Genomic DNA, 26,681 nt, shown 5'->3' with positions numbered 1-26,681 from the left:
TCCGTAGATCCGTGATCCGTTGGGAAGGTCAGACGCGCTCGACGATCGTGGCGATGCCCATGCCGCCGCCCACGCACAGGGTGGCGAGGCCGTACCGCTTGTCCTGGCGCTCCAGTTCGTCGACGAGGGTGCCGAGGATCATCGCGCCGGTGGCGCCGAGGGGGTGGCCCAGCGCGATGGCGCCGCCGTTGACGTTGACCTTGTCGAGCGACAGGCCCATGTCCTTGACGAAGCGCAGGACGACGGCAGCGAAGGCCTCGTTGATCTCGACGAGGTCGATGTCGTCGATGGTCAGGCCGGCCTTGGCGAGCGCCTTGCGGGTGGCGGGCGCGGGCCCGGTGAGCATGATGGTGGGCTCGGAGCCGGAGACGGCGGCGGAGACGATCCGCGCGCGGGGGGTGAGGCCGTAGCGCTCGCCGACCTCGCGGGAGCCGATGGCGACGAGCGAGGCGCCGTCGACGATGCCCGAGGAGTTGCCCGCGTGGTGGACGTGGTCGATGGCCTCGACCCAGTGGTACTTCTGCAGGGCCACGGCGTCGAATCCGCCCAGGTCGCCGATGTCGGCGAAGGACGGCTTCAGCTTGGCGAGGGAGTCGGCGGTGGTGCCGGGGCGCAGGAACTCGTCGTGGTCGAGGACCGTGAGACCGGCCCGGTCCCTGACGGGGACGACGGACCTCTCGAACCGGCCGTCCTTCACGGCGGCGGCGGCGCGCTCCTGGGAGAGCGCCGCGTACTCGTCGACGTCGCGGCGGGAGAAGCCCTCGATGGTGGCGATGAGGTCGGCGCCGATGCCCTGCGGCACGAAGTTGGTCGCGAGGTTGGTCATCGGGTCGGCGAACCAGGCGCCGCCGTCCGAGGCCATGGGCACCCGGGACATCGACTCGACGCCGCCCGCGAGGACCAGGTCCTCCCAGCCCGAACGGATCTTCATCGCCGCGAGGTTGACGGCCTCCAGGCCCGAGGCACAGAAGCGGTTCTCCTGGACGCCGGCCACGGTGTCGGGCAGGCCCGCCGCGATCGCGGAGATACGGGCGATGTCGGAGCCCTGGTCGCCGACCGGGCCGACCACGCCGAGGACGATGTCGTCGATGGCGGCCGGGTCGAGGTCCGGGAAGCGGCGCTGCACCTCGTGGATGAGCCCGACGACCAGGTCGATGGGCTTGGTGCCGTGCAGGGCGCCGTTCTGCTTGCCGCGGCCGCGCGGGGTGCGGATCGCGTCGTACACGTACGCTTCGGTGCTCACTGGTAAGCCTTTCGGGGAGGGTTAGCCGAGCAGGGAACGGCCGATGATCTCCTTCATGATCTCGGTGGTCCCGCCGTAGATGGTCTGGATGCGTCCGTCGGTGAAGGCCCGGGCGACCCGGTATTCCGTCATGTAGCCGTAGCCGCCGTGCAGTTGCAGGCAGCGGTCGGCGACCCGCTTCTGGAGTTCGGTGGCCCACCACTTGGCCATCGAGGCGTGCACCGCGTCGAGTTGGCCGTCGGAGTGGTCGACGATGCAGCGGTCGAGGAAGGTGCGGGTGACGGCGCACTCGGTGGCCATCTCGGCTATCTCGAAGCGGATGTGCTGGAGTCTGGCGAGCGGCCGGCCGAACGCCTCGCGCTCCTTCACGTACTCGGTGGTGATCTCCAGCAGGTGTTCGGCGCCCGCGATGGCGGCGACCGCGATGCCCATGCGTTCCTGCGCGAGGTTCGTCATCAGGTGGACGAAGGCGCCGTTCGGCTCGCCGAGGAGGTTCTCCTTGGGCACGCGCACGTCGTTGAAGAACAACTCGGCGGTGTCCTGGGACTTCTGGCCGATCTTGTCGAGGTTGCGGCCCCGCTCGAAGCCCTCGCTGCCGCGTTCCACGACCAGCAGCGACAGCCCGTGCGCGCCGCCCTCGGGGGTGGTCCGGGCGACGACGATCACGAGGTCGGCGAGGATCCCGTTGGAGATGAAGGTCTTGGAGCCGTTGAGCAGGAAGTGGTCGCCCCTGTCCTCGGCGTGCGTCGTGATGCCCTGGAGGTCGGATCCCGCGCCGGGTTCGGTCATGGCGATCGCCGTGATGAGCGAGCCGTCGCAGAAGCCGGGCAGCCAGCGCCGCTTCTGCTCCTCGGTGGCGAGGCCGGTGAGATAGGGGCCGATGATGTCGTTGTGCAGGCCGACGGCGAGACCGGCGGCTCCCGCGCGGGTGAACTCCTCGGCGAGGACGGCGCTGTAGCGGAAGTCCGCGTTGCCGCCGCCCCCGTACTCCTCGGGCACCGCGAGCCCGAGGAGGCCCTGCCTGCCGGCGGCCCGCCAGGCCTCGCGCGAGACGATGCCGTCCTTCTCCCACTGCTCGTAGTGGGGCAGCACCTCCTTGGCGAGGAAGGTGCGGACGGTCTCACGGAACGCTTCGTGCTCGGCGGTGAAGATCTGCCGCTTCATGCGGGAACGGCCTTCCTGGTGTGCGTGCGGGGGTCCACGGTCGGGGCGTGTCGGCCGGACGGCCGGTCAGAGCCAGCCCTTGACGGTCTCGATGAGCCGGGCCGGTTCCGGGCCCACGGGCGTCACGTTGAGCATCGTCACCCCGGCCGCCCGGAAGGCGTCGACGCGCTCGCGGACGTAGGCCTCGGGGCCGCACAGCGACATCAGTTCGCAGAACTCGTCCGGCACGGCCGCCTCCGCCTCGGCCTTGCGGCCGGAGAGGTACAGCTCCTGGATGAGCCGGGCCTCCTTCTCGTAGCCGTACGCCACCGCGAGGTCGTTGTAGAAGTTCTTGCCCGGGGCGCCCATGCCACCCACGTAGAGGGCGACGCGGGGGCGGACGAGGTCGCGCAGGGCCACCGCGTCCTCGCCGATCGCGAGCGGGCCGCCGGCGACGACCTGGAGGGGGCCGAGCGACGGGTCGCGCAGCGCCCTGCCCTCGGCCAGGGCGGTCCCCCACACCTGGTGGGCCTTCTCGGGGATGAACAGCGTGGGGAGCCAGCCGTCCGCGATCTCCGCGGTCATCCGTACGTTGGCCGGGCCCAACGAGGCGACGTACAGCGGGACTTCGGGGCGCACGGGCGTGGTGAGGATCTTCAGTGGCTTGCCCAGGCCGCCGGGGCGGGGCATGTCGGTGATGCCGTGGTGGTCGATGACCTCCCGACGCAGGATGCGGCGGGTCAGTTCGATGGTCTCGCGGGTCCGGCCGAGCGGCTTGTCGTACGCCTTCCCGTGCCAGCCCTCGACGACCTGCGGGCCCGAGGCGCCGAGGCCGATGATCGCGCGGCCCCCGGAGACCGCGTCGAGCCCCGCCGCCGTCTGGGCGATCAGGGCGGGGGTGCGCGAGTAGACGTTCAGGATCGCGGCGCCGATCTTCATGCGCTCGGTGCGGGCGGCCAGGTAGCCCATGACCGTGGGCGAGTCGAAGCCGTAGGCCTCGGCGACCCAGACGGCGTCCAGACCGGCGGCCTCCAGGGCGGCGACCTCGTCGGCTGCCGCTCGCGCGTCGCCCGCGTAGTCGAGCGGGAGGGAGAGTTCCATCAGTCGTCGTCCTCGGTCAGCCGGGGTACGTCCCAGTCACGGGCCACGTCCGCGGTGTCGGCCCCCGGCAGGGCGGGACCGCCGCGCACGGAGGTGGGGGTGGTGGAGAAGCGCGGCGCGGGGGCCGGCTGGGTGATGCCGCCGTGGTCCACGAAGGTGCCGCGGGCCGCGAGGTGCGGATGGGCGGGTGCCTCGCGCAGCGAGAGGACCGGCGCCACGCACGCGTCGGATCCGTCGAACACCGCGGTCCACTCGTCCCGAGTACGGGTCTTGAAGCGGGCGGCGACCGTCTCGCGCAGTTCCGGCCAGCGGGCGAGGTCCTTGCGGGCGGGGCGCAGCTCCGGGACGCCGAGCAGGTCGACGAACGTGTCGTAGAACCGGCCCTCCAGGGGACCCACGGCCATGTGGCCGCCGTCGGCCGTCTCGTAGGTGCCGTAGTACGGGCAGCCGCCGTCGAGGAGGTTGGCGCCGCGCCGGTCCTGCCAGCCGCCGGCGGCCATCATGCCGTGGATCATCGCGGACAGGTGGGCGGTGCCGTCGACGATGGCCGCGTCCACGACCTGTCCCGCGCCGTTCTCGCGCGCGTGGTGGAGGGCGGCGAGGACGCCGACGACGAGGTAGAGGGAGCCGCCCGCGTAGTCGCCGAGGAGGTTCGCGGGGACGGCGGGGGCCTCGTCGGGCCTGCCGATCATGCCGAGGGTGCCGGTGAGCGCGATGTAGGCGACGTCGTGCCCGGCGCGCTGGGCGAGCGGGCCGTCCTGGCCCCAGCCGGTCATCCGGCCGTAGACGAGCTTCGGGTTGCGGGCGTGGCAGGCCTCGGGGCCGACGCCGAGGCGCTCCGCGACGCCGGGGCGGTAGCCCTCGATCAGGATGTCGGCCCGTTCGGCCAGGTCGAGGACCCGGGACGGACCGCTCTCGGCCTTGAGGTCGATGATCACGGACCGCTTGTTGCGGTTGGTGACGTCGTGGGCCGGATCGATCGCGAGGCCGGGGCCGTCGGGGCGGTCCACCCGCACGACGTCCGCTCCCAGGTCGGCCAGGAGCATGGCGGCGAACGGGCCGGGTCCGATGCCCGCCAGCTCGACGACACGCACCCCGGCGAGGGGGCCGTGCCCCGGCGTTCCTGTCACTGCCATCAAGCTCCCAGCACTGTGACACTACTGATGTGACATCAGCGATGTTAAGAACGTGTTCCACTCCGGGCAAGCCCCTGACGAGCAAGCGCTTAGTTAAATTCCCGGTGAGTGGAGATGACCGAAGGGGTCCGGAAGGGACCGGAGGGCCCGAAACGGACGCCATGGGCCGACGGTGAGGCCGGCTCCGGGGTCGGGATGTCGAACCGGTCCGCTTCCGCGATCGGCGCAGGTCCGACACCACGCTCGGGGCAGGTCCTGCACCACGCTCGGCGGGTCCTGCATCACGCTCAGGCCTGGTCCAGCTCAGCGACCAGCCGCTTGGGGGCGACGGCCCGGTAGCTCTCCTCGACCCAGTCGCACAGCAGCTCCGCCCGGGGAGCCCCCGACTCCTCCAGGGGTATGCGCACCCAGCCGGCCCGGCCCAGGCCGTAACCGGCGGGCTCCGCGCCGGGCGAGGTGAGCGCGTGCGCGTGCGTCTCCTCGTCCGTGAGCTTCACCGTGACGGCCAACGGGTGGCTGCCGTCGTCGACACCGAGGAAGACGAAGACCTTCTTGTTGGCCTTGGCCACGGTCTCGCCCCAGGGAAACTCCTCCGTGGCGCCGGGCAGGCCGAGCGCGAACGCGCGCACCTTCTGCCACTCTTTCAACGCGTTTTTCGGCACGGCCACCACTACCTCCGGCCTGTTCGTGCGACCTCGTCGCCCGGCTGCTCGTACCTCACGCTAGCCTCAGCCACCGACAACGGCGCTTCGCACACGACGTGGGGCCACCGCGCGGTCGAGCGCAGTCCACAGTGGGGAAGGTGTCATGAGCAGGCCGAACGGGACGGACCGCGCGTACGACGTCGTGCTCTTCGGAGCCACGGGGTTCGTCGGAGAGCTCACCGCGGAGTACCTCGCCGCGCACGCGCCCGAGGGGCTGCGGTGGGCGATCGCCGGACGCAGCGAGGAGAAACTGGAGCGCCTGCGGGAGCGGCTCGTCGGCGCGCCCGGAGTGCTCCGGGCGGACGTGACGGACCCGGACTCGGTCCGCGAACTCGCCCGGCACGCACGCGTGGTGGCCAGCACGGTGGGGCCGTACGTCACGTACGGGGAGGAGCTGGTGGCCGCCTGCGCGGATGCCGGGACCGACTACCTGGACCTCACCGGCGAGCCGGAGTTCGTGGACCTGATGTACGTGCGGCACGACGCACGCGCGCGGGAGACGGGCGCGCGGCTCGTGCACGCCTGCGGTTTCGACTCGATCCCGCACGACCTCGGCGCGTACTTCACCGTGGGACAGCTCCCCGAGGACGTGCCGCTGCGGGTGGACGGATTCGTCCGCTCCCAGGCGATGTTCTCGGGCGGCACGTTCAACTCCGCCCTCAACCAGTTCGCCCGGGGCCCGCAGATGATCGCGGCCGCCCGGGACCGCAGGCACCACGAGCCGCGGCTGATGGGCCGCCGCGCCGTGGCGCCGCTGGGCGCGCCACGGTTCGCGGGGGAGGTCGGCGCCTGGGCGCTGCCCCTGCCCACGATCGACGCCCAGGTGGTACAGCGCTCGGCGCGGGCCCTGGAGCGGTACGGACCGGACTTCCGCTACCGCCACTACGCGGCCGTACGCCGCCTGCCCGTCGCTCTCGGCGGGCTGGCCGGGGTGAGCGCGCTCTTCGCGGCGGCCCAACTGCCGTCGGCGCGGCGCTGGTTGTCCGACCGTTTCAAGCCGGGCGAGGGGCCGAGTGCGGCGCGCCGGGCGAAGAGCTGGTTCTCGGTGCGCTTCGTGGGCGAGGGCGGTGGCCGACGCGTGTTCACCGAGGTCGCGGGCGGCGACCCCGGCTACGACGAGACCGCCAAGATGCTCGCGGAGGCGGCGATGGCCCTGGCTCTCGACGACCTGCCGAAGACGTCCGGGCAGGTCACCCCGGCGGTGGCGATGGGTGACGCGCTGATCGGGCGGCTCCGCGCGGCGGGCATCACGTTCCGGGTGGCCGCGGTCCGGTAGCGCTGCTGCTCGACGCGGGACGCCCGGCGGTGCCGCCGGGTGGGCGAGGGGTGTCCCGGGCCGGTCGTGTCCGGCCCCGGCTCGGCGTCCGTCACGTCGCCCAGCCGGTCACCGTCCAGATCATCCCGCAGATCCAGGCGAGTCCGGCCAGGACGGCGAGGAGCAGCGCCGCCGTGACGGCGCGCTCGACGGGCTGGGCGGGGCCGGCTGCGGCCTTCGGAGCGCGGTGTGAGGTCATGCGGGCCGGCCTGCCGATCCGGGCCGCGCGGTCGCATCCGTGCGCGTACTCAGAAGACGTACTCGGTCGCCTCGTTCGGACGACCGGCTCAGGTGGTCCGCTCGGACGGCGCGCCAGGACGACGTGCTCACATGCCGCACGTGGAGACCGCGTTCGCGGTGCGCGGAGCCAACTGGGCGGCCGTGTCAGGCCGTTGCCTCCTGGAGGGCCCGCCTGCACAGCGAGTCCGCGCGGCGGGTGGATTCCGGGAGGCGGTACTTCGGGGTGAGCGCGAGCGTGTGCGCGCAGGCGTTGTCGAGGTCCACGCGGTGGCCGACGGAGACGAACACGGGCTTCACACCGTCCCGCGTACGCAGTGCGCGGCCGACCTCGTCGCGGTCGGCGAGGAGCGGTGAGGCGCTGCCGCGGTGGGGGCCCGGATCGTCGTAGGCGAAGGTGAACGGGTTCTTGGCGACGCCGATGGTGGGGAGTCCGGTGAGGACACCGAGATGGGCGGCGAGACCGAAGCGGCGCGGGTGGGCGAGACCGTAGCCGTCGCAGACCACCAGGCCCGGCGGGCAGGGCAGGGCGTCCAGTGCGGCGAGGACGGTCGGGATCTCCCGGAAGGCGAGGAGCCCGGGCACGTACGGGAAGGAGACCTGGCCGATCGCGGTGGCCTCCGCCACGACGTCGAGGGTCGCCGCGTCGAGGACGACGGCCGCCGCGGCCACGACGTCCCGCTCGTCGTCGTAGGCCACGTCGACGCCCGTGACGTGGCCGGTGCCGGGCGGCGGACCCGGCTCGTCGAGGACGACCCGCTCCCTCAACTCGTCCTGCACGGCGCGGGCTTGGTCCTCGGTGACGGGCCAGCCCGCCGGAATCCTCACGGTCTTCATGATGGAAGGAGCCTAGGACCTCACCCGCGCAGCGCCCCACCGGGCCGGAGGTAGGCTCGCGATCATGTTCGTACTGGAGCTGACCTACACCGCGCCGCTCGACGCCGTCGACGCCGTCCTGGAAGCCCATGTCGCCTGGCTGGACGAGCAGTACGCGGCCGGCTCCTTCCTCGCGTCGGGGCGCAAGAACCCGCGCGACGGCGGGGTGATCCTGGCCGTCGCACAGGACCGGGCGCGGATCGAGGAGATCATCGCGGGCGACCCGTTCGTCACCGCGGGCGTGTGCGCGTACCGCGTGACCGAGTTCGTCGCGACGAAGACGGCACCCGGGCTGGAGCGGTACCGCGAGCCGCTCGGCTGAGCGGCACCCCTCCCCCGGGTGACCGGCACGCGCCCGGTTCAGCGCTCCAGCCGGGCGACCCGTCCCTTCTCGCCGGAGGCCCAGCAGCCCAGGTCGGGTGCGCAGTCCACGGTGTCGTACGAGCCGGTGTCCAGGGTGCGCCAGGTGCGGCCGCCGTCGGTGGTCAGGTCGGTGCCGGTGGGGCCAACGGCGAGCGCGGATGTGCGGCTGTGCGGGAGCCAGGTGACGCCGGAGCGGTAGGCGGGCGGCGGCCGGTCGGCCGTCGTCCAGGTGCGGCCGCCGTCGGCGGTGACTGCGGCGGCCCGCGGCGACGCCTGGTCGGCGCGGTAGTCGCCGCCGACCGCGAGCCCGTGGACCCGGTCGCGGAAGGCGAGCGCGAACACGCCCCGTGCGGGGTCGCCCGCGGGGACGGGTGTGTCGGCGGCGGTCCAGGTCAGACCGCGGTCCGCGGAGTGCAGCACCCGCGCGCTCGCCGCCCCTCCCGTGGCCAGCCACACGTCGCGCGGCCCCGAGGTGACCAGGCACTGGCCGCTCGCGGCGAATCCGGCCTCGCCCTCCTGCGCGGCGGGCATGCCGCGGCTCGGCAGCACCTTCCAGGAGCGTCCGCCGTCGCTGGTCGACAGGATGCGGAACCGGCCGTCCACGGGGTCGCTCATCGCCAGGCCGTGGCGCGGGTCGAAGAAGGTGAGGCAGTCGTAGAAGGCCTTGGCGTCGGTGTTGCGGAAGGACTCGGTCCAGGTTGCGCCGCCGTCCTCGGTCCTGAGCACCCGGGAGGCCTCGCCCTCACCGATGGCGAGGACCACGGCCCGCCGCGCGTCGAACGCCTCGACGTCACGGAACTCCAGGTCCGCGGCGCCGGGCGGCGACACGTCGCGCCAGTGCGCACCGCCGTCGGTGGTGCGCAGCACGGTGCCCTTGGAGCCGGCCACCCAGGCGGAGTTCCGGCTGACGGCGGCCAGGCCGCGAAACCGCGCGTCCGTCCCGCTGTCCTTGAGCGCCCACTGTGGAGTCCGTGTCCGATCGTGCGACGGTTCGCGCGCCTGTGCGGGCACGGCCGCCGCGAGCGCCGCGGCGAGCGTGGCGACGCTCAACCCCACCGTGACCGACCGACCCGTGCGCCTCTTCTTCCCCAAGCCCCTCATGGCGGGCGAAGCTAGTCCACTCGCCCGATGCCGTCCAGATGGCCTCCGGCGGGAACCTCGGGGGCCCGTCCGGGTGTCCTCAGGGGTGTCCTGCGAGCACGGGACGGAATGGGACGGCCGCTGTCGGGGAAAGTGGATCTCCCCGGTACACGGCCCCGGTGACAGAGGTCACTCGGGTCACGGGTGCACGTGCCGTGTCATTTTTCCGTCTCTTCCAATGACCGGCGTCATCCACCCGGAGTCCGTCCAGTCGTCACAAGGGAGCAAAGGCGTTGTCCACCGTCATCGAGCAGCCCGTTGAGGCCCGCCTCGTCGCCGCCGCCCCGCGGATGCCGAGCATTCCCGCGACCCTCCACTACGACCGGACCGACCCGTTCGCCGTCCGCATGACCTTCCCCGCCCCCGCGACCCTCGAAGGCGTCGAGGTCTGCTGGACCTTCGCCCGCGAGCTGCTGGTGGCGGGCCTCGAGGACGCGGTGGGGTTCGGTGACGTACGGGTGCGGCCGTACGGCTACGACCGCACCGTGCTGGAGTTCCACGCCCCCGAGGGCACCGCGGTGGTCCATGTGCGCTCGGGAGAGGTACGGGACTTCCTGCAGCTGACGACCGAGCTGGTCCCGGTCGGTCTTGAGCACCTCCAGGTCGACCTGGACCAGGATCTCGCGGAGCTGATGCGGGGCACCTGCTGAGGAGCTGAGACCTCGTCAGCGGTCGTTGTCCAGAGGGGAGTTGAGCTCCCCTTAGTCGAACCCGCCGGCCATCGCGCCGTAGGTCCCCGTGTCCAGTGGCTCCCGCGCGGCACGACGGACCAGGGCGTGGGCGGCCTGCGCGATGCCCGAACCCGCGCTGACACGGGCCACCCCGAGAGCGGCCGGCTCGGCGACGGTGGGCGCGCCCGGGCCCACCATGATGTTCAGCGGTCCGTCGATGCCCCCGGCGAGCGCCTCGACCGTCACCGGGTCGACGGCTCCGGGGACGAAGACGCCGTCGGCTCCGGCGGCGAGGAACGCCGCGGCGCGCTCCAGGGTCTCCTCCACCCCGCCCGCACCTCGCAGGAACGTGTCGATGCGCGCGTTGACGAACAGTGGCACGCCCGCCGTGTCGGCGGCCGCGCGGGCCGCCGCGATACGGTCCGCCTGCTCGGCGAGGGGGCGCAGCGGCCCGGCACCCTCCGTGTGGAGGGCGTCCTCGATGTTCACGCCCACGGCGCCCGCCGCGAGCACCGCGCGGACGGTGTCGCCCACGCCCTCGGCGTCCGGCGCGTATCCGCTCTCGACGTCCGCGCTGACCGGCACGGCCACCGCGGCCGTGATCCTCGCGACGGCGGCCGGCACGCGTTCCCGGTCGAGCACGTCCCCGTCGGCGGCGCCCAGGTCCCAGGCGAGCCCGGCGCTGGTCGTGGCCACCGCCGCCGTGCCGGCCTGCTCGACGATGCGGGCACTCGCCGTGTCCCAGGCGTTCGGGAGGACGAGGGGCCGGCCGGGGACGTGGAGGGCGCGGAAGGCGAGGGCGGTCGCGCGGAGCTGTTCCGTGGTGGTCACGGAAGGAGCCAAACACGGGCCGGGACGCGGGGCTGGCAGGAATCCGGCATGAACGTGCGACACATCTCCGGCCAGGAACACCGGTTCGAAGAGCGCCCGGACGTCGGTTCGCGCGGCTCAGCCTCCGGTGGTCGCCGCCGTGGTCGAGGCGGTCGTCGCCGCCACGATGACCGCCGTCCTGACCTCCTGGATGACCTTCTTCAGGGCCGGGGCCGCCGCGCCGCCGCGTTCGGTGAGTTCGTCGATGCGGGCCTTGTGGAGCTTGCGCTCCTTCGCCGAGGCGAGGGTGCGCAGCTCGGCCGCGGTGGCGAGGGCGACGAGGGCCGCGTCGCGGTCACCGACCTCGGCGACCGGCACCGGCCCCTCCAGCACCTGGCGTGCCTCGGCGCGCAGCGCGTCCACGACGGGGATCCGGTCCAGGGTGTAGTCCACGGAGGGGAAGAGTCCGAGGACCCGCTTCTTCTCCGCCCGCAGGTATCCCTCGGCGGCCAGCTGCGCGCGGACGGCGTCCAGGGTGACCCGGGCGCGCAGCGTGACCCAGGCCTTCCACTTGCGGGGGCGGGACTCCGCGACGAGTTCGAGCAGCCCGTCGAGGACCAGGTCCCCGGTCCGGGAGTCGGGGTCCACCGGGGTGACGATGCCGTCGTCGTCGACGAGCAGCCCGCGCTGGGCCAGCTCGGTGAGGGCACCGGCGCGCACCAGGTGGTGGAGGTGGGTCGACCCGGTGACCTTGGGTTTCGTGGTGTCCCAGGCCAGGAGGTAGAGCCGGGCGGGCAGCGAGAGCGGGCCGTTCGGCACGGGATCTCCTTAGGTGTCGTGGGGGCCACGTTAATCCTTTGACAGCCCCCGGGGCCGTCCCTACGGTGTACAGCGGTTCTGTTGCCGTCGAATGGAGAAGGACGTTGCTCGTCTGAGGTCTGAGACACCGCGTCACACGCAGTCGGTTCTGTCCGGCTTCCGTGTGCGCAGCGTGCGACCTCGGCGTTCGAGCCGTCCTTCGGCACAGGGCCTTCTTCTCGCTCTCCTCCGAACTGGATCGTCGTCGCCTCGCGGTGTCCCGAACGCGTACCCCCGACCGTTTCCAGCAACCGCGAGGCCCTCATGTCAACCTTCCCCACCTCCATCACGTGCACCTCCCTGTCCTTCGCGTGGCCGGACGGCACCGACGTCTTCGACGACCTCCAGATCGCGTTCGGGCCGGGCAGGACCGGTCTCGTCGGAGTCAACGGGTCAGGAAAGTCGACGCTGTTGAAGCTGATCGCCGGCGAACTCACCCCGGCCGACGGCACCGTCCGGGTCGCGGGCGAGATCGGCCACCTGCCGCAGAGCGTCACCCTCGACACGGGCCTGCGGGTCGACGAGGCGCTCGGTATCGCCGCGCGGCGGGCCGCCCTGCACGCCATCGAGTCCGGCGACGCCGCCGAGGAACACTTCGACGTCGTGGGCGACGACTGGGACGTGGAGGAACGGGCCCTGGCCACCCTCGGTGAGCTCGGCCTCGGGCACGTCGACCTGGACCGCACCATCGGCGAGGTGTCCGGCGGCGAGTCGGTACTGCTGCGGCTTGCGGCCCTGCTGCTGCGCCGCCCCGACGTCCTCCTCCTCGACGAACCCACCAACAACCTCGACGTGTACGCGCGACAGCGGCTGTACGCGGCCGTGGAGGCCTGGTCCGGCGTCATGGTCGTGGTCAGTCACGACCGCGAACTCCTCGACCTGGTCGACCAGATCGCCGACCTGCACTCCGGCGGGGTCACCTGGTACGGCGGCAACTTCTCGGCGTACGAGGAGGCCCTCGCCGGCGAACAGGAGGCGGCCGAGCGCATGGTGCGTGTCGCCGAGTCCGACCTGAAGAAGCAGAAGCGCGAACTGGTCGACGCACAGGTCAAGTTGGCCCGGCGCAAGCGGTACGGCCAGAAGATGAACGACCAGAAGCGCGAGCCGAAGATCGTCATGGGGGCGCGCAAGCGGTCGGCGCAGGAGTCCGCGGGCAAGCACCGCATCCTGCACGAGGAGAGGCTCAGCGAGGCGAAGGAGCGTCTCGACGAGGCGGTGGAGGCCGTACGGGACGACGACGAGATCCGCGTCGATCTGCCGCACACGGCCGTACCGCCGGGGCGCACCGTCCTCACGCTCGAACAGCTGGAACTGCGGTACGGCGCGCGGGTGGACGGCATGTTCGACCTGCGTGGCCCCGAGCGGATCGCGCTGATCGGGCGCAACGGAGCGGGCAAGACGACGCTCCTGCGCACGATCGCGGGCGAGCTGGACGCCGTGTCCGGTGACGCCCGGGCCCATGTGCCCCTGCGGTTCCTGCCGCAGCGGCTCGACGTTCTCGACGACGAACTGACCGTCGCCGAGAACGTCGCCCGGTACGCGCCCACGGCCACCAACAACCGCGTCCGGGCCCGGCTGGCCCGCTTCCTGTTCAAGGGGGCGAAGGCCGACCAGCGGGCGGCGACACTCTCCGGCGGCGAACGCTTCCGGGCGGCGCTCGCGGCCCTGATGCTCGCCGAGCCCGCCCCCCAGCTGCTGATGCTCGACGAGCCGACGAACAACCTCGACATGGCGAGCGTCCGCCAGCTCACCACCGCCCTGGAGTCCTACGAGGGCGCACTCGTCGTCGCCAGCCACGACATGCCGTTCCTGGAGTCGATCGGCATCACGCGCCGGCTGCTGCTGGAAGGAGGAGAACTGAAAGAAATCGCTCCGGAAACTGTCGGGTATCCCTTCTAGTGCGGACGGCGGGGGCGGCCTAGCGTCGGGTGTGACGGTGCCCGACGTGAAGCTGGGGGCTTTCGCGCGCTTCGAGCGCGCCGCACGTGCGCCGACGACCCCCTGCCGAATCGGAGACCTGCCTGTGCCCAGCCGCAAAGCGCTCGTACGCCGTCCCGGCCCCCGCCTCGCCGAGGGGCTGGTGACGCACATCGACCGCGCCCCGGTCGACGTGGAGCGGGCGGTCGCGCAGTGGGAGGCGTACGTCGAGGTGCTGCGCGCGCACGCCTGGGAGACCGTCGAGGTCGACCCGGCCGACGACTGCCCGGACGCGGTGTTCGTCGAGGACGCCGTCGTCGTCTTCCGCAACGTCGCCCTGATCGCCCGCTCCGGCGCGGAGTCCCGGCGCGGCGAGAGCGCCGGGGTCGAGGAGGCCGTGGAGCGGCTCGGCTGCTCGGTCAACCGGATCCGGGAGCCGGGCACCCTCGACGGGGGCGACGTCCTGAAGGTCGGCGACACGATCTACGTGGGCCGGGGCGGGCGGACCGACGCGGACGGCGTGCGGCAGCTGCGCGCCGTCTTCGAGCCGCTCGGGGCGCGGGTCGTGGCCGTCCCTGTCAGCACGGTGCTGCACCTGAAGTCGGCGGTCACCGCGCTGCCCGACGGAACGGTGATCGGGTACGAACCCCTCGTGGACTCCGCCGCCCTCTTCCCGCGCTTCCTGCCGGTGCCGGAGGAGTCCGGGGCGCACGTGGTGCTGCTGGGCGGCGGGAGGCTCCTGATGGCGAAGAGTGCCCCGAAGACCGCGGAACTGCTCGCGGACCTCGGACACACACCGGTCCTGGTCGACATCAGCGAGTTCGAGAAGCTCGAAGGATGTGTGACGTGCCTCTCGGTCCGGCTCCGGGAGCTGTACACCTGACCGAGTGATCAAGACGCTCGTGGGTACCCGCCGACCTGCCGTTCCGAACCGCTTCCGGAGCGCTTTCGTGGGGTTCCAGGGAGTGAGCGATCTTGCCCGAAACCCTGCTGATCAGCGCTCTTTACGGAGTCCTTAACCTACGGCAACGTAACCTACGGATACGTAGCCTACGATGCCGTAGGTTGGCTTCTCCGCTCGTAGTAGTCCCCGTCCCCCTCTGGAGCAACCGTGACGATCACTTCCCCTCACCTCGGCAGCCCGTCAGCCGCCTGGACCGACGCACGCCTGCTGTACGCGTTGGAGGAAGTGGTCGAGACGGAGCTCAACCGCCACCTGAAGGTGGCCAAGGACTGGATGCCGCACGAGTACGTGCCGTTCAGCGACGCCCGTAACTTCCCCGGTCTCTTCGAGGACGGCGAGGCCTGGGACAAGGAGCAGTCCAAGGTCACCGAGATCGGCCGCATCGCGCTGGTCGTCAACCTCCTCACCGAGGACAACCTCCCGAGCTACCACCACGAGATCGCCTCCCTCTTCGGCCGGGACGGCGCCTGGGGCACCTGGGTGCACCGCTGGACCGCGGAGGAGGGCCGGCACGGCATCGTGATGCGCGACTACCTGCTCGCCTCGCGCGCCGTGGACCCGGACAAGCTCGAGGCCTTCCGTATGCAGCACATGAGCGAGGGCTTCGAGTCGGACAACCGCCACTCGATGCTGCACTCCGTCGCGTACGTCGCGTTCCAGGAGCTGGCGACCCGGGTCTCGCACCGCAACACCGGCCACCAGTCGGGCGACCCGGTCTGCGACCGCATGCTGGCGCGCATCGCGACCGACGAGAACCTGCACATGGTCTTCTACCGCAACCTCCTGAAGGCCTCGTTCGAGCTCGCCCCCGACCTGACGATGCAGGCCGTGCGGGACGTCGTGGTCAACTTCCGCATGCCCGGTCACGGCATGCCCGGCTTCGAGCGCATGGCCGCGCAGATGGCCATCGGCGAGGTCTACAACATGCGTATCCACCACGACGACGTGCTGCAGCCGGTGCTGCGTCACCTGAAGGTGCTCGACATCGACGGCCTCGGCCCCGAGGGGCTCCAGGCCCAGGAGGAGCTCGGCTTCTTCATGGGCGGCCTCGACGCCGAGGCGTCGAAGTTCGACGAGAAGCTCGCGGCCCGCAAGGCGCGCATGGCGGCCCGCGCGAACGCGTAGGCCCCCGCGCGGTCCCGCGCTCGACCCCCGTCTCCTGTCCCCGCTCGCACGGGGTACGTGAGGCGGGGGTTCTCGCACGTTCAGGGGGACGGGGCGACTGGATGCGCATCGGCGCGTCCCGGTTCTGGAGACCGGCGCGCGCCCGCCCGCGCGCTACGACCCCGCCCCCGCGTCCGAGGACGGCGGCTCACCGCTCGGGCGGTCGTCGCCCAACCAGGCCGGAAGAGGGGCCGGTTCGGCCCCGCGCCCGGCACGACCGGCGAGACACCCGCGAACTCCCGTACGGGAGAGGGGCGTCGGGAGCGCCTTCCGGAACGGCGGAACCCGTCCCCGGGCCTGACTCCGCAACCCGCCCGGACGCGCCCCCGGATCCTCACCGCGGAGCCGACCGGTCACCTCAGGGTTCTCCGGTGCCTGGCGCCACCGGAGGAGCGCGGTGCGTGCCCTGTCATTCGCGGGCGCGGCGCAGACCCAGGCGCTCCTTCTCGGAGAGTCCTCCCCACACGCCGAAGCGTTCGTCGTTGCTCAGCGCGTAGTCGAGGCACGCGGACCGCATGTCGCACATCCCGCAGATGCGCTTCGCCTCGCGCACCGAACTGCCGGGCTCGGGAAAGAAGAAGTCCGCCCCCGTCTGCGCGCACAGCGCCTGCTGCTGCCAGGCGATGTCGGACGGAGTGATCGTTTCCATGGGCATGTTCAGGATCGTGCCCCGCCGCGAAAAACGTTCGATCAACGCGGGATCAACGCGGGATTCCGACGCCTCCGGCGGCCCCGATGATGCCCCCGCGGGACGGTCCTGAGCACGGCGGCGCGCGGGGGGCGACGAGAACCATGCGAATCCGCCCGGCCACCGAGCGTAGCGGCGCGGGGTCTCGGGACGGGAGTGCGCGTCCCGGCCGCGATTGTCGGTGGGCGGTGGAAGACTCGGTGTCAAAGGCAGCGGGACCCCTCAAAGGAGGGCAATGATGCTCACCACCCGTTTCGTCAACGGCTCGCCGAACTGGCTGGATGTAGGCACATCCGACATCGACGGCGCCATCTCCTTCTACGGAGCCCTGTTCGGCTGGCAGTTCACGTCGGCGGGGCCCGACGCCGGTGGTTACGGCTTCTTCCAGATCGACGGGAAGACCGTCGCCGGCGGCATGCAGACCACCCCCGAGCAGGGCCCCCCGTCCTGGAACGTGTACTTCCAGAGTGCGGACGCCGAGGCCACGGCCAAGGCGGTCGAACAGGCCAGGGGCGCCGTGCTGATGCCACCCATGGACGTGATGGGCGAGGGCCACATGGCGGTGCTGGCCGACAAGGCGGGCGTGCCCTTCGGGATCTGGCAGCCGGCCCGGACGAAGGGCCTGGGCCTCGCCACGGACCCGGGCTCGCTGTGCTGGGTCGAGCTGTACACCCCGGACATCGCGGCGGCCGCCGCGTTCTACAACGCGGTGTTCGGCTGGGAGACCTCGGCGGTCCCGTTCCCCGGCGGCGTCTACACCTGTATCAATCCAGCCGGTTCGGAGGACATGTTCGGCGGCGTGGTCCCGCTGGCCGACGACCCGGTCGAGTCCGCTTCCGGGGCGTACTGGCTGCCGTACATCGAGGTCGCCGACACGGACGCCGTGGTGGCGAAGGCCCAGGAACTCGGCGGTACGGTGCGGATGCCCGCGACCGACATGGAGGGCGTCGGCCGCGCCGCCAAGCTCACCGATCCGTACGGGGCGCGCTTCGCGGTGATCAAGAGCGCGCAGCAGCAGGGCTGATCCTCCGGCCGGAGGGGCCCGGAACCCGGGCCGCCGCAAGGCGAAGGGGCCCCGTCCCGGTGCGTACCGGGGCGGCCCCTTCCGTGTTCGGGTGCTGCCAGGATCCGCGCTCCGGCCTGGCGGTCGGTCCGGTCGGGTCCGTCCCGGTCGGCTCGTTCGGTCAGGGTCACCCTGCGAAGGGGCACGGGCGCCCGCGCCGAGCGGACCCGGGTGGGGGCGCCGGTGCTCGCGCCCGGTCCAACTCACGCGATTCCACTCCTGGATGGCTCCGCTCGGAATCCGGCACCCGGGTACCGCCACTCGGATTCCGTCGCTCGGATTCCGTCGCTCGAAGGCCTCCGCCGAAGGGTTACGCCGAGCCCCGGACCACCACGGTCGTCGGCAGGACGACACCGGAGCGTTCGGGGTCGGTGTCCGTCCCCCTCCCGCCCTCCAGGCCCCGGATCAGCATCCGGGCCATCAACCGGCCCATCTCCTCTATGTCCTGACGGACCGTCGTGAGCGGCGGGTCCGTCTGCTCCGCGATCGGCAGCATATCGTCGAAGCCGATCACGGCGACGTCCTCGGGGACCCGCCGCCCGGCCTCGCGCAGGACGCGCAGCACGCCGAGGGCCGACAGGTCGTTCGCCACGAACACGGCGTCCACGTCCGGGCGGCGCTCCAGCAGCTCCCGCATCGCGCGCTCCCCGCCAGAGGGCGTGAAGTCGCCCTCCGCCACGAGGGCCGGGTCGACATCGCCCACGACGTCCCGGAAGCCGTCGAGGCGGTCGACAGCGGAGGTCTGGTCGAGGGCGCCGGTGATGTGGGCGATGCGGGTGCGGCCGAGGCCGATGAGGTGGCGCACCGCCTGCCGGGCACCGCCCCGGTTGTCGCAGTCGACGTACACCGACTCGCGGTCGCTCCCGCCCCAGTCGGGCCGCCCGCCGAACACGGTGGGCACGCCCGCCCCGTGGATCAGGCCGGGCAGCGGGTCGTCGAGGTGCAGCGAGAAGACGAGCGCTCCGTCGACGTGGCCACCGGCGAGATAGCGGGCGACGCGCGCGTGGTCGTCGCGGCCCTCCGTGAGCAGCAGCACGAGTTGCGAGTCGTGCGCCGTCAACTCCTTGCTGATGCCGCGAAGTTGGTGGGCGAAGAAAGGGTCGGCGAAGACGCGGGTCTCCGGTTCGGCGATCACGACGGCGACGGCGTCGTGGCGGCGGGTGACCAGGCTGCGCGCGGCCTGGTTCGGCACGTAGCCGAGTTCCTCGACGGCTCGGCGTACCCGCTCCGCGAGCGGCTCGCGCACTCCGTCGCCGCCGTTCACCACCCGGGACACGGTGGCCCGGGAGACTCCGGCCCGCGCGGCCACGGCCTCCAGCGTGGGGCGCGACACGGTCTCGGTCATGCAGGGCACCTCCTCGGCGGATGCGGATCAGGATAGCCGCGCCGCAGCGGGGGGTGCCGTGCGGATCAGTGCGAACCCCGGTGTGCGGGGCGCCGTTCAGAGCCGCATCCGCCGAGGAGGGCGGCACTCCCCGCGGGCGGCGGGCGGTCCCGGGCGCCGGCCAAGTCAGCGCCTCCGGCCGCGCGGGCAACCGTGCCGAGTCACTGTCCGAGGCGGCACCCTCCCGGCGCGCGGGGAAGGCGTTCCGGGCGCCGGCCGACTCGGTACTCCCGTAACACGGCACTCCCGCAACGCGGGACGGCCGTTCCGAGGCGCCGGCCACGCGGACTCCCCCGATGCGGAGCACGTGCAGACGTTCCTGGGCGGCCACCGAGGCGAACCGCCTCAGCACGGGGCGGACCCTCCAGGACGCCGGCCAACACCGCGCCCGCGGCGTCGAATCGAGGACGTCGAGCGGGGCCGGCTCAGGCGCCCGGCGGCTCCGCGTCCTCGTGCCTGGCCCGGCTCGGCTGGACCCGCTTGGGCTCGCCCGGCATCTTCGGATACTCGGGCGGATACGGGAGGTCACCGAGGCCGTGGTCGTGTTCGTCGCGGCTGGCGAGCTCCAGCAGGGCCTCCAGCGAGAAGGCTTGGTCGTCCATGTCCGCGTGCACGTCGCCGAGTTCGGCGAAGCGGGCCGGCATGGTCGCCAGGTCGAAGTCCCGCGGCCGGGCGTCGTCCACCTCGTCCCAGCGCAGCGGCGCGGAGACGGGCGCGTGCGGCCGGGGGCGTACGGAGTAGGCGGAGGCGATGGTGCGGTCGCGCGCGGTCTGGTTGTAGTCCACGAAGATCTTCTCGCCCCGCTCCTCCTTCCACCAGGCGGTGGTGACGTGGTCGGGCATCCGGCGTTCGAGTTCGCGTCCGACGGCGATGGCGGCCCGGCGCACCTGTGTGAAGGTCCAGCGCGGCTGGATCGGCACGAAGACGTGGAGGCCGCGGCCGCCGGAGGTCTTGGGCCAGCCGCGCAGGTCGCCGTACTCGTGAAGCACCTGGCGCAGCTCGTGGGCGGCGCGGACCGCGTCCGTGTAGTCGGTCCCGGGCTGCGGGTCGAGGTCGATCCGGAGTTCGTCGGGCCGGTCGACGTCGTCGCGGCGCACCGGCCACGGGTGGAAGGTGAGCGTGCCGAACTGCGCGGCCCACAGCACGGCGGCCGGCTCGGTGGGGCACATCTCGTCGGCGCTGCGCCCGCTGGGGAAGGTGATGTGGGCGGTGGGGATCCAGTCGGGCATGTTCTTGGGCGCCCGCTTCTGGAAGAAGGACTCGCCGGCCACGCCGTCGGGGTAGCGCTCCAGGGTGGTGGGGCGGTTGCGCAGGGCGCGCAGGATGCCGTCGCCGACGGCCAGGTAGTACTGGGCGAGGTCCAGCTTCGTGAAGCCGCGCTCCGGGAAGAAGATCTTGCCGGGACTGGACAGACGTACGGTCCTGCCGGCTGCCTCGAGTTCCACCGCATCGCCCATGCGAGCCACGGTAGGCGCAGTGCCGTGGCCCCGCACACCGGGCGGATGCCCGCGGTTGCGCGGAGAATCGGAGCATGGACCTGCCGGTGATGCCGCCCGTGAAGCCGATGCTCGCCAAGTCCGTCGCGAAGATCCCGCCGGACATGCACTACGAGGCCAAGTGGGACGGATTCCGCGCCATCGTGTACCGGGACGGCACGGAGCTGGAGATCGGGAGTCGCACCGGCAAGCCGCTGACCAGGTATTTCCCTGAGCTGGTCGAGGCGCTGCTCGATCGGTTGCCGGAGCGCTGTGTGATGGACGGCGAGATCGTGATCGCCCGGGACGGCCGGCTCGACTTCGACGCGCTCACGGAACGGATCCACCCCGCGGACTCGCGGGTCAGGACGCTCGCCGAGCGGACCCCGGCCTCCTTCGTGGCGTTCGACCTGCTGGCGCTGGCCGACGAGTCGCTCCTCGACGTCCCGCTGGGCGACCGGCGCGCGCTGCTGGTGACGGCCCTGTCCGGAGTGACCGCGCCGGTGCACCTGGCGCCGGCGACCACGGACCGCGAGGTGGCGCAGCGGTGGTTCGAGCAGTACGAGGGCGCGGGACTCGACGGAGTCGTCGCCAAGCCGCTCACGCTGCCGTACCTGCGGGACGAGCGGGCCATGTTCAAGATCAAGCACGAGCGGACGGCGGATGTCGTCGTCGCCGGGTACCGCTTCCACAAGAGCGGGCCGGTCGTCGGGTCGCTGCTGCTCGGCCTGTACGACGACCGGGGCACGCTCCAGCACGTCGGGGTGAGTGCCGCGTTCACGATGAAGCGGCGCGCGGAACTGGTGGAGGAGTTGGAGCCGCTGCGTCTGGAGGACGTCTCGGAGCATCCGTGGGCGGCCTGGGCGCAGGAGTCCGCGCACGAGTCGGCGCGGCTGCCGGGCGCGCCGAGCCGGTGGTCGGCGAAGAAGGACCTGTCGTGGGTGCCGATCAGGCCCGAGCGGGTGGCTGAGGTGGCGTACGACCACATGGAGAACGGTGCCCGGTTCCGGCACACCGCCCGGTTCCGCCGATGGCGCCCGGACCGGACCGCGGAGAGCTGCACGTACGGACAACTGGAGGAGCCGGTGGGCTACGACCTGGCGGAGATCTTCGGGCCGCGGGACTGACCGCGGGACGTGGAACGGCGGCCTCCGCGGTTCCGCTTCACTCTCCCCCGATCATCTCGCTGAGCCGATCAGCCCAGTCGACGCGCGCAATCAGAAACGATCGGGTATGGCCACCGATGAACTGATGAACGCACAATCGACGGCACGAGACGGGTGGCACGGTGGGCATGCGAAAGATGGTGCGGACGCGGCGCGGCGCATGGACGGCGGCGCTGCTGGCCGTCACGGTGACGGGCTCCCTGATGACGGGCTGCACCGCGGGGGACGGCAAGGGCGGCGGCCCGACCGACGACGGCAGGGCCCGGGTTCCGAGCACCGGTCCGAGCGACAGTCCGAGCGCCTCCGCGAGCACCGGTCCGGTGCTCGCGGTGAAGATCGACAACGTGGCAGCGGCCCGCCCGCAGACCGGTCTCGACGCGGCGGACGTGGTGTACGCGGAGCAGGTCGAGGGCGGTCTGAGCCGGCTGATGGCGGTGTTCGCGAGCACCTTCCCGAAGGCCGTCGGGCCGGTACGCAGCGCCCGTGAGTCGGATCTGGAGCTGCTGAGGCAGTTCGACGAGCCGACGCTCGCCTTCTCGGGGGCCCAGCACAAGCTGCTTCCCCTGATCGACAAGGCGCCGCTGCACCCGCAGCTCCCGGGGAAGGTGCCGGACGCCTGGTACCGGGGCAACGACAAGGCCGCGCCGCACAACCTCTATCTGCGTCCGCAGCGACTCGTCGGGGACGCGCCGGGCGACGCCGCGCTGAGCACGGGCTTCCGCTTCGGCTCGGCGCCCGCCGGAGGCAAAGCGGAGACCTCCCGCACGGTGAAGTTCCCGTCGGCCAGGTTCACCTTCACCTGGTCCGCCGAGCGCAAGCGCTGGACGGTGGCCATGGACGGCACGCCGACCGTCACCACGGAGGGCACGTCGGTCGCGCCGGCGACGGTGGTCATCCAGTACGTCAAGGTGCGCTCGTCGAAGTACCACGACGTCCTCGGCAACAACACCCCGTACACCGAGTCGGTCGGTTCGGGCACCGCGACGGTGCTGCGCGACGGCCGCGCCTACGACGCCGACTGGAACCGGTCCGACGCGTCGGACGGGACGGACTTCACGACGCCGGACGGCGCGCCGATGAACTTCGCCCGCGGACAGGTCTGGGTCGTCTTCGCCAAGGCGTGAGCGCGGACGGCGGACGGCTCCCTACGGCTGGGCGCCGAGGGGTTCCGCTGGGTGGCGGAGTCCCTCGGCGGCGTCCGCGACCCGCTGGATGAGGTCGAAGAAGAGGGTCTGTTCCTCGGCGCAGAGCGGGCCGAGGAAGACCTGGTTCATCCGCGCGGTGCGCACGGTCAGCTTGCGGTGGGTGCGCAGCCCCTCGTCGGTGAGCCGGAGCAGGAAGCGCCGGCCGTCCTGCGGGTCACGCACCTTGTCGAGCAGCTCGCGGCGCCCGAGCCGGCTGATGACCTCGGCGATGGTGGACCGGTCGAGCCCGACCCGCTCCCCCACCGTGCGCTGGTCGAGGCCGGGCTCGGCGACCAGCGCGTTCAGGACCGCGAACTGGGGTGAGGTGATCTCCTCGGAGACCATCGTGTTCCACAGCAGGTAGTGGGCCTGCTGGAGTCGCCGGGCCAGGTGCCCGGGGTGGGTGGAGAGATCCACCGCGGCCATGTGCGCTCCTCGGGTTCCGGTACGCGCTTCCGGATGCGCGTCACCCCGTACAAAATCGTCTGTGTACTGAACGATACCCGCCCGTTCCGTCCACTGTCCCACCCCGCGACCGCATCACAACCGGCCTCACACAAAGGGTATTGACGTTCCGGAACCGCGGTGGCAGCGTGTGGGAAAGCTCGTGGAAATAATCAGTGCCCTGAGTAATTCGGGCACCGGGCGCTCGGGAGAGATGGGGCTTCGCGGATGGACAAGGTGGTCGCCACGGCGCTGGAGGCGGTGGCCGATGTGCCGGACGGCGCGACACTCGCGGTCGGCGGCTTCGGCCTCAGCGGTGTGCCGAACGTGCTGATCGAGGCGCTCCACGAGCGGGGTGTCCGGGAGCTCGGCGTGGTCTCCAACAACTGCGGAGCCATGGAGTCCGGGCTCGCGGTCCTGCTGGCCGCGGGGCGGATCGCCCGCGTCACGGGCTCCTACATCGGGGCGAACAAGGAGTTCGCGCGGCAGTACCTGGCCGGCGAGCTGGAGGTCGAGATGATCCCGCAGGGCACGCTCGCCGAGCGGCTGCGCGCGGGCGGCGCCGGGATCCCCGCCTTCTACACGCCCGCCGGGGTCGGCACCCAGGTCGCCGAGGGGGGCCTGCCGTGGCGGTACGACGGCGCGGGCGGCGTCACGCTGGCCTCCCCGCCGAAGGAGGTGCGCGACTTCGACGGCACCCCGTACGTACTGGAGCGCGGCATCCGCACGGACTTCGCGCTGGTCCGCGCCGCGAAGGGCGACCGGCACGGCAACCTCGTCTTCAACAAGTCGGCGCGGAACTTCAACCCGCTCGCGGCGATGGCCGGCCGGGTGACGATCGCCGAGGTGGAGGAGTTGGTCGAGCCGGGTGCGATCGACCCGGACGCGGTGCATCTGCCGGGCGTCTTCGTGCAGCGGGTCGTGGCGCTCTCGCCCGCGCAGGCGAACGCCAAGATGATCGAGAAGCGGACGGTCTCGGCGCCCGCCGCCGACGGAAGGGTGAGCGGCTGATGGCCTGGAGCAGGGAAGAGATGGCGGCCCGGGCCGCGCGCGAACTCGCGGACGGTCAGTACGTGAACCTCGGCATCGGCCTGCCCACGCTGATCCCCAACCACCTCCCCCCGGGCGTCGAGGTGATCCTGGAGTCGGAGAACGGCATCCTGGGCACCGGCCCCTACCCCGCCGAGGACGAGGTCGACCCCGACCTGATCAACGCCGGCAAGGAGACCGTCACGGTCCTGCCCGGCGCCGCGTACTTCGACTCCGCACTGTCCTTCGGGATGATCCGCGGCGGGCACATCGACGTGGCCGTGCTCGGCGCGATGCAGGTCTCCGCCGGCGGCGACCTCGCCAACTGGGCCGTCCCCGGAAAGCTGATCACCGGCATCGGCGGCGCGATGGACCTGGTCCACGGCGCCCGCACCGTCATCGTGGTGATGACCCACACCGCGAAGGACGGCTCACCGAAGATCCTGGGGAAATGCGAGCTGCCGCTCACCGGGAAGGCGTGCGTCGACCGGATCATCACCGACCTCGGCGTCCTCGACGTCACCGACGAGGGCCTGGTGCTGGTGGAGACCGCCCCCGGTGTCACGGTCGAGGAGATCACCGCGAAGACCGCGGCCGAAGTCCGCGTCGCAGAGGAGATCCCGTCGTGAAGGACGTCTACATCCTCGACGCCGTACGGACACCGATCGGCCGGTACGGCGGTTCGCTGGCCGGTGTCCGGCCGGACGACCTGGCGGCCCACGCCATCCGTGAACTCCTCGCCCGCACACCGGACCTGGATCCCGCGCGGATCGAGGACGTGTACGTCGGCAACGCCAACGGAGCGGGCGAGGAGAACCGCAACGTCGGCCGGATGGCCGCGCTCCTCGCCGGACTCCCCACCTCCGTGCCGGGCGTGACCGTCAACCGGCTCTGCGCCTCCGGGCTGGAAGCCGTCGTGCAGGCCGCCCGCGCCATCGCCGTCGGCGACGCCTCGGTCGTCCTGGCCGGCGGCGTCGAGTCGATGACCCGCGCGCCCTACGTCCTGCCCAAGAGCGACCGCGCGTTCCCCGCCGGGCACACCGAGATGTACTCCACGACGCTCGGCTGGCGCATGGTCAACCCGCGGATGGACCCGCAGTGGACCATCCCTCTCGGGGAGTCCGCCGAACTCATCGCCGACAAGCACGGGATCACCCGTGAACAGCAGGACGAGTTCGCCCTCGCCAGCCACCGGAAGGCGGAACAGGCCCGGCGGAAGGGCCTGTTCGACGCGGAGATCGCGCCGCTGACCCTCCCGGTACGCAAGGGCGACCCGGTCGTGTTCGGCGCCGACGAGTGCGTGCGCGCCGACGCGTCGCTCGACGCCATGGCCCGCCTCGAGCCGTCCTTCCGCACGGAGCACGGCACGGTGACCGCGGGGAACGCCTCGCCCCTCAACGACGGCGCCGCCGCCCTGCTGCTGGTCGACGAGGAAGGGCTCGCCGCCACCGGCCGGGAACCCCTCGCCCGGGTCCGCTCGACCGGCGTCTCGGCGATCGAGCCGCAGTACTTCGGACTCGCTCCCGTCGAGGCCGTGAACCGCGCACTCGCCAAGGCGGGAAGGCGATTTGACGACGTGTCGACTCTGGAACTGAACGAGGCGTTCGCCGCACAGGTGCTCGGATGCCTCGCGGAATGGCCCGAGTTCGACCCCGCGATCCTCAACCCGCAGGGCGGCGCCGTCGCCCTCGGTCACCCCCTCGGCGCCTCGGGCGCCCGCCTCGCCGGCACCGTCGCCCACCAACTCGCCCGCGCGGGCGGTGGGGTCGGTGTCGCCACCCTCTGCATCGGCGTGGGCCAGGGCCTCGCCCTCGTCCTCGAACGCTAGGAAGTCGAGATGGCTCTCACTCAGTCGGACATCGACGCCGAGATCACGGATCTCCAGGACGCGTACGACAAGGCGGTCGCCGGCGGCGCACCCGCCCTGCACCACCCCGCACGCGACTACCCGCCCTACCGCAGCTCCCGGCTCCGGCATCCCCGGCAGCCGCTGGTCGCCGTGAGCGGCGACCCGGAGACCGTCGAACTGTCGGGCCCGGTCTTCGGCGTCACCGACATAACGGAGATCGACAACGACCTCACCCTGCAGCACCGGGGCGAACCGATCGGCGAGCGGATCACCGTCTCGGGCCGGCTCCTCGACCGCGCGGGCCGTCCGGTACGCGGCCAGCTCGTCGAGATCTGGCAGGCCAACGCGGCCGGCCGGTACGCCCACCTGCGGGAGCAGCACCCGGCACCGCTCGACCCCAACTTCACCGGCGTGGGACGCACACTGACGGATGATCAGGGGCGGTACGCGTTCACGACCATCAAGCCCGGACCGTACCCGTGGGGCAACCACACCAACGCCTGGCGGCCCGCCCACATCCACTTCTCGGTGTTCGGCACGGCGTTCACGCAGCGGCTGATCACCCAGATGTACTTCCCGAGCGACCCGCTGTTCCGTTACGACCCGATCCTGCGGTCGGTGACGGACGAGGGGGCCCGCCGCCGGCTGATCGCCGCCTACGACCACGGCCTCTCCCGGCCCGAGTTCTCCCTGGGCTACAGCTGGGACATCGTCCTCGACGGCCCTTCCGCCACCTGGATCGAGGAGGGCCGTTGAC

At 72.0% G+C, this 26,681-nt stretch carries 27 protein-coding genes; 13 read left to right on the top strand and 14 right to left on the bottom strand.

The features are described from left to right. Positions 1-28 precede the first annotated feature (28 nt). The 5 genes from AB0C62_RS08510 to AB0C62_RS08490 form a co-directional block, all read right to left on the bottom strand. Positions 29-1,243, bottom strand: coding sequence for an acetyl-CoA C-acetyltransferase (locus tag AB0C62_RS08510; protein ID WP_362970878.1), 1,215 nt, complete (start codon positions 1,241-1,243; stop codon positions 29-31). Between the two features lie 21 nt (positions 1,244-1,264). After that, complete coding sequence (locus tag AB0C62_RS08505) at positions 1,265-2,407, bottom strand: acyl-CoA dehydrogenase family protein (RefSeq protein ID WP_362970876.1); 1,143 nt, start codon at positions 2,405-2,407, stop codon at positions 1,265-1,267. A 66-nt stretch (positions 2,408-2,473) separates the two neighbouring features. Further along, a complete protein-coding gene (locus AB0C62_RS08500) occupies positions 2,474-3,487 on the bottom strand; it encodes an LLM class F420-dependent oxidoreductase (protein ID WP_362970874.1) in 1,014 nt (337 codons plus the stop codon). Beyond that, the gene (locus tag AB0C62_RS08495; RefSeq protein ID WP_362970872.1) at positions 3,487-4,623 is read right to left on the bottom strand and encodes a CaiB/BaiF CoA-transferase family protein; all 1,137 of its coding nucleotides are present in this window, start codon (positions 4,621-4,623) and stop codon (positions 3,487-3,489) included. The genes AB0C62_RS08500 and AB0C62_RS08495 overlap by 1 nt, the downstream gene beginning before the upstream one ends. A gap of 287 nt (positions 4,624-4,910) precedes the next feature. Continuing rightward, on the bottom strand, positions 4,911-5,291 hold the full coding sequence (locus AB0C62_RS08490; RefSeq protein ID WP_362970870.1) for an MmcQ/YjbR family DNA-binding protein: 381 nt from the start codon (positions 5,289-5,291) through the stop codon (positions 4,911-4,913). Positions 5,292-5,430: 139 nt separating this feature from the next. On the opposite strand from AB0C62_RS08490, the gene AB0C62_RS08485 reads away from it, so the two are divergent. Next, entirely contained in the window at positions 5,431-6,603 is a 1,173-nt protein-coding gene (locus AB0C62_RS08485; RefSeq protein WP_362970868.1) for a saccharopine dehydrogenase NADP-binding domain-containing protein, read from the top strand. A gap of 91 nt (positions 6,604-6,694) precedes the next feature. Here the strand turns inward: AB0C62_RS08485 and AB0C62_RS08480 are convergent, their stop codons facing one another. Beyond that, positions 6,695-6,841, bottom strand: coding sequence for a hypothetical protein (locus AB0C62_RS08480; RefSeq protein WP_362970866.1), 147 nt, complete (start codon positions 6,839-6,841; stop codon positions 6,695-6,697). Between the two features lie 185 nt (positions 6,842-7,026). Then, positions 7,027-7,716 carry an endonuclease V gene (locus AB0C62_RS08475; RefSeq protein WP_362970864.1) on the bottom strand — a complete coding sequence of 230 codons (690 nt, stop codon included), beginning with the start codon at positions 7,714-7,716 and terminating at the stop codon, positions 7,027-7,029. A 64-nt stretch (positions 7,717-7,780) separates the two neighbouring features. On the opposite strand from AB0C62_RS08475, the gene AB0C62_RS08470 reads away from it, so the two are divergent. Next, a complete protein-coding gene (locus tag AB0C62_RS08470) occupies positions 7,781-8,077 on the top strand; it encodes a YciI family protein (protein WP_362970862.1) in 297 nt (98 codons plus the stop codon). Positions 8,078-8,115: 38 nt separating this feature from the next. Here AB0C62_RS08470 and AB0C62_RS08465 read toward each other — a convergent pair whose 3' ends face one another. Then, the gene (locus tag AB0C62_RS08465; protein WP_362970860.1) at positions 8,116-9,219 is read right to left on the bottom strand and encodes an oxidoreductase; all 1,104 of its coding nucleotides are present in this window, start codon (positions 9,217-9,219) and stop codon (positions 8,116-8,118) included. A gap of 272 nt (positions 9,220-9,491) precedes the next feature. On the opposite strand from AB0C62_RS08465, the gene AB0C62_RS08460 reads away from it, so the two are divergent. Continuing rightward, complete coding sequence (locus tag AB0C62_RS08460) at positions 9,492-9,908, top strand: SsgA family sporulation/cell division regulator (RefSeq protein WP_362970858.1); 417 nt, start codon at positions 9,492-9,494, stop codon at positions 9,906-9,908. A 51-nt stretch (positions 9,909-9,959) separates the two neighbouring features. On the opposite strand, the gene AB0C62_RS08455 is transcribed toward AB0C62_RS08460, so the two are convergent. Beyond that, positions 9,960-10,760 carry an isocitrate lyase/phosphoenolpyruvate mutase family protein gene (locus AB0C62_RS08455; protein ID WP_362970856.1) on the bottom strand — a complete coding sequence of 267 codons (801 nt, stop codon included), beginning with the start codon at positions 10,758-10,760 and terminating at the stop codon, positions 9,960-9,962. A gap of 117 nt (positions 10,761-10,877) precedes the next feature. Then, complete coding sequence (locus tag AB0C62_RS08450; protein WP_362970854.1) at positions 10,878-11,558, bottom strand: GPP34 family phosphoprotein; 681 nt, start codon at positions 11,556-11,558, stop codon at positions 10,878-10,880. A 303-nt stretch (positions 11,559-11,861) separates the two neighbouring features. Between AB0C62_RS08450 and AB0C62_RS08445 the strand changes: the two genes are divergently transcribed. From AB0C62_RS08445 to AB0C62_RS08435, 3 genes are all read left to right on the top strand, one after another. After that, the gene (locus tag AB0C62_RS08445) at positions 11,862-13,496 is read left to right on the top strand and encodes an ABC-F family ATP-binding cassette domain-containing protein (RefSeq protein WP_362970852.1); all 1,635 of its coding nucleotides are present in this window, start codon (positions 11,862-11,864) and stop codon (positions 13,494-13,496) included. 124 nt (positions 13,497-13,620) lie between these two features. Further along, a complete protein-coding gene (ddaH, locus tag AB0C62_RS08440; protein ID WP_362970850.1) occupies positions 13,621-14,397 on the top strand; it encodes a dimethylargininase in 777 nt (258 codons plus the stop codon). Positions 14,398-14,625: 228 nt separating this feature from the next. Next, positions 14,626-15,603 carry an acyl-ACP desaturase gene (locus AB0C62_RS08435; protein ID WP_362970848.1) on the top strand — a complete coding sequence of 326 codons (978 nt, stop codon included), beginning with the start codon at positions 14,626-14,628 and terminating at the stop codon, positions 15,601-15,603. Positions 15,604-16,051: 448 nt separating this feature from the next. Here the strand turns inward: AB0C62_RS08435 and AB0C62_RS08430 are convergent, their stop codons facing one another. Beyond that, on the bottom strand, positions 16,052-16,297 hold the full coding sequence (locus AB0C62_RS08430; RefSeq protein WP_179165336.1) for a WhiB family transcriptional regulator: 246 nt from the start codon (positions 16,295-16,297) through the stop codon (positions 16,052-16,054). A 271-nt stretch (positions 16,298-16,568) separates the two neighbouring features. Between AB0C62_RS08430 and AB0C62_RS08425 the strand changes: the two genes are divergently transcribed. After that, a complete protein-coding gene (locus AB0C62_RS08425; protein WP_362971112.1) occupies positions 16,569-17,354 on the top strand; it encodes a VOC family protein in 786 nt (261 codons plus the stop codon). A gap of 349 nt (positions 17,355-17,703) precedes the next feature. Here the strand turns inward: AB0C62_RS08425 and AB0C62_RS08420 are convergent, their stop codons facing one another. After that, positions 17,704-18,738 (bottom strand): LacI family DNA-binding transcriptional regulator, encoded by a 1,035-nt coding sequence (locus AB0C62_RS08420; protein WP_362970846.1) that lies wholly within the window; start codon positions 18,736-18,738, stop codon positions 17,704-17,706. Positions 18,739-19,202: 464 nt separating this feature from the next. Continuing rightward, positions 19,203-20,234: a non-homologous end-joining DNA ligase gene (ligD, locus tag AB0C62_RS08415; RefSeq protein ID WP_362970844.1), complete on the bottom strand. Its 1,032-nt coding sequence runs from the start codon at positions 20,232-20,234 to the stop codon at positions 19,203-19,205. A gap of 74 nt (positions 20,235-20,308) precedes the next feature. Here ligD and AB0C62_RS08410 point away from each other — a divergent pair, with 74 nt between their 5' ends. Together AB0C62_RS08410 and AB0C62_RS08405 are read left to right on the top strand one after the other, a co-directional pair. Next, on the top strand, positions 20,309-21,379 hold the full coding sequence (locus tag AB0C62_RS08410; protein ID WP_362970842.1) for an ATP-dependent DNA ligase: 1,071 nt from the start codon (positions 20,309-20,311) through the stop codon (positions 21,377-21,379). A gap of 167 nt (positions 21,380-21,546) precedes the next feature. Further along, positions 21,547-22,542 (top strand): DUF3048 domain-containing protein, encoded by a 996-nt coding sequence (locus AB0C62_RS08405; protein WP_362970840.1) that lies wholly within the window; start codon positions 21,547-21,549, stop codon positions 22,540-22,542. Positions 22,543-22,563: 21 nt separating this feature from the next. Here the strand turns inward: AB0C62_RS08405 and AB0C62_RS08400 are convergent, their stop codons facing one another. Further along, entirely contained in the window at positions 22,564-23,028 is a 465-nt protein-coding gene (locus AB0C62_RS08400) for a MarR family transcriptional regulator (RefSeq protein WP_362970838.1), read from the bottom strand. 246 nt (positions 23,029-23,274) lie between these two features. Here AB0C62_RS08400 and AB0C62_RS08395 point away from each other — a divergent pair, with 246 nt between their 5' ends. Genes AB0C62_RS08395 through pcaH form a run of 4 tightly spaced genes read left to right on the top strand, consistent with a single transcriptional unit; the run spans position 23,275 to position 26,680 of the window. Continuing rightward, positions 23,275-24,057: a CoA transferase subunit A gene (locus AB0C62_RS08395; protein ID WP_362970836.1), complete on the top strand. Its 783-nt coding sequence runs from the start codon at positions 23,275-23,277 to the stop codon at positions 24,055-24,057. Beyond that, positions 24,057-24,704, top strand: coding sequence for a CoA transferase subunit B (locus AB0C62_RS08390; RefSeq protein WP_362970834.1), 648 nt, complete (start codon positions 24,057-24,059; stop codon positions 24,702-24,704). The genes AB0C62_RS08395 and AB0C62_RS08390 overlap by 1 nt, the downstream gene beginning before the upstream one ends. Beyond that, a complete protein-coding gene (locus AB0C62_RS08385) occupies positions 24,701-25,903 on the top strand; it encodes a thiolase family protein (protein WP_362970832.1) in 1,203 nt (400 codons plus the stop codon). Before AB0C62_RS08390 ends, AB0C62_RS08385 begins: the two co-directional genes overlap by 4 nt. A 9-nt stretch (positions 25,904-25,912) precedes the next feature. Next, the gene (gene pcaH / locus AB0C62_RS08380; protein WP_362970830.1) at positions 25,913-26,680 is read left to right on the top strand and encodes a protocatechuate 3,4-dioxygenase subunit beta; all 768 of its coding nucleotides are present in this window, start codon (positions 25,913-25,915) and stop codon (positions 26,678-26,680) included. Position 26,681 lies beyond the last annotated feature (1 nt).

The organism is Streptomyces sp. NPDC048643, assembly GCF_040650615.1.
GTDB lineage: Bacteria > Actinomycetota > Actinomycetes > Streptomycetales > Streptomycetaceae > Streptomyces.
The sequence above is the reverse complement of the archived record's forward strand: the minus strand, read 5'-3'. Positions and strand labels throughout refer to the sequence as shown.

What these genes read in the sequence shown, in the direction of transcription:
- AB0C62_RS08505 (WP_362970876.1), bottom strand. Translation starts at nt 2,407, where the DNA reads ATGAAGCGGCAGATCTTCACCGCCGAGCACGAAGCGTTCCGTGAGACC.
- AB0C62_RS08500 (WP_362970874.1), bottom strand. Translation starts at nt 3,487, where the DNA reads ATGGAACTCTCCCTCCCGCTCGACTACGCGGGCGACGCGCGAGCGGCA.
- AB0C62_RS08495 (WP_362970872.1), bottom strand. Translation starts at nt 4,623, where the DNA reads ATGGCAGTGACAGGAACGCCGGGGCACGGCCCCCTCGCCGGGGTGCGT.
- AB0C62_RS08485 (WP_362970868.1), top strand. Translation starts at nt 5,431, where the DNA reads ATGAGCAGGCCGAACGGGACGGACCGCGCGTACGACGTCGTGCTCTTC.
- AB0C62_RS08480 (WP_362970866.1), bottom strand. Translation starts at nt 6,841, where the DNA reads ATGACCTCACACCGCGCTCCGAAGGCCGCAGCCGGCCCCGCCCAGCCC.
- AB0C62_RS08475 (WP_362970864.1), bottom strand. Translation starts at nt 7,716, where the DNA reads ATGAAGACCGTGAGGATTCCGGCGGGCTGGCCCGTCACCGAGGACCAA.
- AB0C62_RS08470 (WP_362970862.1), top strand. Translation starts at nt 7,781, where the DNA reads ATGTTCGTACTGGAGCTGACCTACACCGCGCCGCTCGACGCCGTCGAC.
- AB0C62_RS08465 (WP_362970860.1), bottom strand. Translation starts at nt 9,219, where the DNA reads ATGAGGGGCTTGGGGAAGAAGAGGCGCACGGGTCGGTCGGTCACGGTG.
- AB0C62_RS08445 (WP_362970852.1), top strand. Translation starts at nt 11,862, where the DNA reads ATGTCAACCTTCCCCACCTCCATCACGTGCACCTCCCTGTCCTTCGCG.
- AB0C62_RS08430 (WP_179165336.1), bottom strand. Translation starts at nt 16,297, where the DNA reads ATGCCCATGGAAACGATCACTCCGTCCGACATCGCCTGGCAGCAGCAG.
- AB0C62_RS08425 (WP_362971112.1), top strand. Translation starts at nt 16,569, where the DNA reads ATGCTCACCACCCGTTTCGTCAACGGCTCGCCGAACTGGCTGGATGTA.
- AB0C62_RS08420 (WP_362970846.1), bottom strand. Translation starts at nt 18,738, where the DNA reads ATGACCGAGACCGTGTCGCGCCCCACGCTGGAGGCCGTGGCCGCGCGG.
- ligD (WP_362970844.1), bottom strand. Translation starts at nt 20,234, where the DNA reads ATGGGCGATGCGGTGGAACTCGAGGCAGCCGGCAGGACCGTACGTCTG.
- AB0C62_RS08410 (WP_362970842.1), top strand. Translation starts at nt 20,309, where the DNA reads ATGGACCTGCCGGTGATGCCGCCCGTGAAGCCGATGCTCGCCAAGTCC.
- AB0C62_RS08405 (WP_362970840.1), top strand. Translation starts at nt 21,547, where the DNA reads ATGCGAAAGATGGTGCGGACGCGGCGCGGCGCATGGACGGCGGCGCTG.
- AB0C62_RS08400 (WP_362970838.1), bottom strand. Translation starts at nt 23,028, where the DNA reads ATGGCCGCGGTGGATCTCTCCACCCACCCCGGGCACCTGGCCCGGCGA.
- AB0C62_RS08395 (WP_362970836.1), top strand. Translation starts at nt 23,275, where the DNA reads ATGGACAAGGTGGTCGCCACGGCGCTGGAGGCGGTGGCCGATGTGCCG.
- AB0C62_RS08390 (WP_362970834.1), top strand. Translation starts at nt 24,057, where the DNA reads ATGGCCTGGAGCAGGGAAGAGATGGCGGCCCGGGCCGCGCGCGAACTC.
- pcaH (WP_362970830.1), top strand. Translation starts at nt 25,913, where the DNA reads ATGGCTCTCACTCAGTCGGACATCGACGCCGAGATCACGGATCTCCAG.